Raw genomic sequence first — 5039 nt, 5'->3', positions numbered from 1 at the left:
AGTAAAAATATTTTGGCCGCAGGGCTTGCGGTGTCAGTCTGTAGAGCGACCATAAGACCAGAACAGAGTAAATCTGTTAAGGCAGGTGCGGAACCCCGCAAGGGAAAGAAGCAGAAACCTAAATCGTGAGGTTTGGGAATCGCCGTCCGTTTTACGGCGGCGAGGATGTCAACAATCTTGTCAAATTTTTGATTAACGTCCCTTTGTAGATTATCTATTTTTTGACTAACATCCTTAACGCTGTCTTTGATATCCTTTAAGACAGTTTCTAGGGAATAAGTGACGGTTTCTCCGGACATTCTGGTAAACTCCCCTTAGTTTCATCTTGATCCTTCTCCCATTCTCGCTTTATCCATGGGAGACTACCCTTTAATTATCACCCCAAAATATAGTGCCAGTGTTTGTTTCCCCAGCAGATACCGGCATCTGTCCCCTTTTGTCGATTAAATTTGTTAGATTTTGGAGGAGAAATGTTAACTTATTTTAAAATTTATGTTGAGCAGCACTGCTACCTATCCCATCGGGGGAACAGATATCGATCGCTTTGATTGTCGTCAAGTTTGGTATCCTATCTACTACGTCAAAGATTTAGACAAAAAGCAGCCCCAACGCTTTACCCTACTAGAAGAGGATTTAGTGATTTGGTGGGACAAAAATCAGCAAGAATGGCGAGTTTTCGAGGATAAATGTCCCCATCGTCTCGCTCCTCTCTCAGAAGGTCGTCTTAACGAAAGCGGACATCTAGAATGTCCCTATCACGGTTGGTCTTTTTCCGGAGGAGGAAACTGTGAATTTATTCCCCAACAACCGGAAAACAGTCAAGCTAACACCTCTCGACGCGCTTGTGTGCGGTCTTTTCCCACGGCTATCCGTCAGGGATTATTATTCGTTTATGCGGGTAATCCCGAAAATGCTCCCCTGACTGCGATTCCAATTATTGAACCCATGGAGGAGGATGCTGATGCTTGGATTTGTTTGGATACCTTTCGAGATCTACCCTACTCGGCCGTCACTTTAATCGAAAATATTATCGATTCTAGTCATGTTCCCTATACCCATCATCTCACCATCGGTAATCGGGCCAATGCCGCTCCTATGGAATTAGAAATTATCGAGTCCAATCGTCAGGGATTTAAGGGAATTTGGCCCGAAGGACCGCGTAAAGGTAAATTAGGTCAACAATACAGCAATTTTATCGCCCCCGGATTAATTTACCACGATCTCACCTCGGAAAAGTTCGGACGGACTTTAACCGCAGTCTATGCAACTCCCATCCGTCAGGGAGAATGTCGTCTCTTTGCTCGTTTTCCCTTTAAATTTAACTCTAAACTGCCGAAATTCTTCATTAAGCTTACCCCCACTTGGTATTCCCACATCAATCAAAACGCTATTCTTGAAGATGATCAGATTTTTCTCTACTATCAAGAGCGTTATCTGCAAGCTCAGGGGGATAGTCGGAATTTTAGTCAAGCTTGTTATCTCCCCACCAAAGCGGATTTATTCGTGTTTGAGTATCGCAATTGGGTTAATCAATACCAAGCTGATCCTTTCGCCGGTCAACCTTTCCCCCCCCGACAATCAAAAGAGATTCTCCTCGAACGCTATCACTCCCATACCAAAAATTGTGCTGTTTGTCAAGGGGCTTTAAAAAATATTAATCGTTTGCGGGGGTTAACATTAGCGATCGCTATTATTCTTGGTCTATCTCTACCACTTTTAGCCCTAATTTTCGGTCCATCGGCCCTCCTTCCCGTGACAGTGCTGACAGCATTAACTGTAATTATGGTGGCAGCTTATTGGCGCTTGGGAGAACTGAAAAAACAGTTTTATCAAGGACGGGAATTATTGCCGAGAAATACCGGTAAAAAGCGATAAAGCTGCCGAAAAAGAGCGGAAGTTAGGGAACCTGTTCCTCACTATCGACTTTGGGGGTTTGGTTTTGGGAAGATTGCTGAAGTTCTTGCCAGCGAGTTTCTGCCAGTTGTTTTTGTGTTTGCACTTCTCGGTCATTGGAACGATAACGAAGTGATTCTTGATAAGCTTGAATCGCTCGCTCGTATTGACCGAGTTTAAACCAACTATTGCCTAAACTTTTCCAGGTTTCGGGGTTATCTTTTTGCCTTTGAATCGCCTGTTGATAGGCGGTTATGGCTTGGGAATTGTCGCCTAAACGATAGCAAGCGTTACCGATACCGATAAAAACTTCGGCTTTTTGGGAAGAAATGCGGCGAGCTTTTTCGTAGGATGCGATCGCTTCTTGAAATCTTTCCATTTGATGAAGTAATGCGCCTTGATTTAACCAAGCTTGATAATAATTAGAATTGGCTTTAGTTGCTTGAGTAAATGCCTCCAAAGCTTCTGACTTGCGACCTAATTTTTGCAGAATAATCCCTTGACTATAGTGAGCTTGGGAAAATTGGGGATTAAATTGTCCGGCTTTGCTATAACTTTCTAAAGCATCATTAACTTTATTTAATTGATACAAACTATTACCTTTTTGATACCAAATTAAGGCATTATCCGACTCGAGCGCTAGAGCCTGATCATAGGCTTTAACTGCCCCTTCATAATCCTCAATATTTTGTAATGACCAGCCTTTTTTATACCATGTTTTGGCATCATTTTGCTGAAAAGTTAACAATTTGTCAAGAGCTTTTTGGGCGGCGGAATATTGTTGCAGTTCTAGATAGATATCGGCCTTACCTTGCCAAGCTTGACTAGCGGCAGGATTAAGAGATAAGACCCGCTCAAAACTTTCCAAAGCCTCTTGATTTTTGCCTAACTTATCTAAAGCTTGCCCGCGACCGAGCCAAGCTGGCCAAGCGGAATCTGGGTTAATTTGAATAGCTTTTTCGTAGATAATTAAAGCTTCCGAGTATCTTTGTAAAGCTAATAAAGCATCAGCTTTTCCTTGGAATGCCTCAAGATAATCGGGATTAATTTTTAAGGCTTGATCATAGTAATTGAGGGCATCGGTATAGCGTTTGAGTTGATAAAAAGTCTGACCTTGTTGATAGTAACGAAGAGAATTACGAGAATTTTTCCAATAGTCAAAACCCAGATAAGAACCTGCTATTAAGCCAATTGTCCCACAGACAGATAAGATTTTTTTTAACCAAGATTTCCCTTGACGAGCAATCAGACCTTGAGGTTTCACCCCATAGGTAGTTTTCGGAGCGAGATGATAAATTTTACCTAATTTTCTCAGATCGATTAATGCTTCACTGACACTGGTATAACGCTGACGAAAATCATAGCGGATCATGCGCTCGATAACATAACTAAACTCGGCGCTAGTCATGGCCAAATGTTGCCAGAGAATTTCCCCCGTGCGAGCATCCAGTGGAATATCTTCGGGATCTTTACCGGTTAAAGCTTGTAATCCAATAATACCAGTGGCATAGATATCGCTACTAAAACGCGGATAACCTTGGGCCTGTTCACTGGGGAAATAACCAGGGGTACCAATAGCGATGGTAGAAACGGTTTTACCTTCTTTAACCACTTGAGTGCTAATTTGTTTGACAGCACCAAAATCAATTAAAACCAATTGATGATCTTGGCTGCGACGAATAAGATTAAAGGGATTAACATCGCGATGGATCACCTGTTTGTGATGGACAAATTCGAGAATTGAGAGAATTTCTGTTAATAAAGCCACCACTTTCCCTTCATCTTGCCTATAGACACCGGCAATAATTTCTCTGGCTAAATCTTCCCCTTCAATGTATTCTTGCACGAGGAAAAATTGCCCATTTTCCTCAAAATAGGCAAATAAACGGGGAATATGGCGATGAATGCCCAATTCTTGCAGGATTTTCGCCTCGTTTTCAAAGAGTCGTCTAGCGATGGCTACAGTTTCGGCATCCTGGCACTGGGGTTTAAATTGTTTGATCACACAACGATTTTGATTGGGTAACTGGCGATCGCAGGCCAAGAAAGTTTGTCCGAATCCCCCTTTTCCCAATTGACGGATAATTTGGTAGCGATGACTAAGGATGTTTCCGGCAGCGAGTTCCATAGACGATGGCAATCCGAGGTTTTTTACTATTCTAGGCTTTTCGGCTCTCTTTTGCGGTCGATGGACAAAATGCGGAAACTTTCCCATTCTACTTTTTTCCCTATAGAGAGGGAAAAAATTCCCTGTTGAGGGGACTGACATGACAGACAGAAAAAAATAATCTAGAAACAGAGAAAGTTCACTGTTGTTTTTTGAGAGGATAACCGCTATGTCTATGAATCCTGTTACTAGAGCCAGTACAGCTTTACTGATTACCCTGCTCATGGGGTCGATGTCCGGTACTTTTCCCGTCCTCGCTCAAAGTAATATTAATCGGCCACGTCTCATCGCTCAACAAATCTCGATTCCAGCCGGAACAGTTATCCCTTTGAATTACGAGAAAGCCGATAAAATTTTAGTTTCTAAAAGTGATGTTATTCCTCTGACTTTAACCGTAGCCAGAGATATTCGTAACCGCAATGGGATTGTGGTGATTGCAGCGGGAAGTGAAGTCAAGGGTACTTTAGAAGCGGCGGGCCGAGGTGTGCGGTTTATTGCCGATGAAATTGGCCTTGATGGGGGCAATCGCACTATTCCCCTCAATGCTACTTCGCGATTAATTACTACCACTGAAACCCTGCGTAAAGGGGCAAAAACTCAAGATATCTTAGGGGGAACCCTCGCCGGTGCGGGGGCAGCCACAGCGATCGCTGCTCTTACGGGCGATCGCAAGATCGAAGTTCTCGATGTCTTAGCGGGGGCAGCCGTGGGAACCCTTGCGGGATGGGGCTTACCGGCGGCGGGAATTGTCGGTGGTAGTTCCGTGCAGTTATACTCTGTTAACCCCGATCGAGATTTAAATATTACCCTGCAATCGCCCCTAGTGATCAGAGATTAGTTAGGGTCTGCTGAAAAAGTTTTTCGTGGGGGCAGGGTGTGGGGTGTGGGGTGTGGGGTGTAGGGTTTTACCGATTTTGAGGTAGTCAGTTACCTAATTTTCAGGGAAAAAGTCCAGGAATTTTACCCCCGATCACTCCAA

The 5039-nt window shown here is 43.5% G+C and carries 3 protein-coding genes and 1 pseudogene; 3 read left to right on the top strand and 1 reads right to left on the bottom strand.

Annotated elements, in window-relative coordinates; translation table 11 throughout:
• A pseudogene (locus O9295_RS08075) lies at positions 1-129 on the top strand (RNA-guided endonuclease TnpB family protein); the annotation flags it as partial.
• A 363-nt stretch (positions 130-492) separates the two neighbouring features.
• On the top strand, positions 493-1875 hold the full coding sequence (locus O9295_RS08070; RefSeq protein WP_288032618.1) for an aromatic ring-hydroxylating dioxygenase subunit alpha: 1383 nt from the start codon (positions 493-495) through the stop codon (positions 1873-1875).
• Positions 1876-1897: 22 nt separating this feature from the next.
• Here the strand turns inward: O9295_RS08070 and O9295_RS08065 are convergent, their stop codons facing one another.
• Positions 1898-4021, bottom strand: a complete 2124-nt coding sequence (locus O9295_RS08065; protein ID WP_288032619.1) for a serine/threonine-protein kinase — start codon at positions 4019-4021, stop codon at positions 1898-1900.
• A gap of 208 nt (positions 4022-4229) precedes the next feature.
• Between O9295_RS08065 and O9295_RS08060 the strand changes: the two genes are divergently transcribed.
• Entirely contained in the window at positions 4230-4898 is a 669-nt protein-coding gene (locus O9295_RS08060) for a hypothetical protein (RefSeq protein WP_288032617.1), read from the top strand.
• Positions 4899-5039: the final 141 nt, after the last annotated feature.

This window comes from Microcystis sp. LE18-22.4A, from assembly GCF_027531105.1.
GTDB classification, from domain to species: Bacteria; Cyanobacteriota; Cyanobacteriia; order Cyanobacteriales; family Microcystaceae; genus Microcystis; species Microcystis aeruginosa.
The sequence above is the reverse complement of the archived record's forward strand: the minus strand, read 5'-3'. Positions and strand labels throughout refer to the sequence as shown.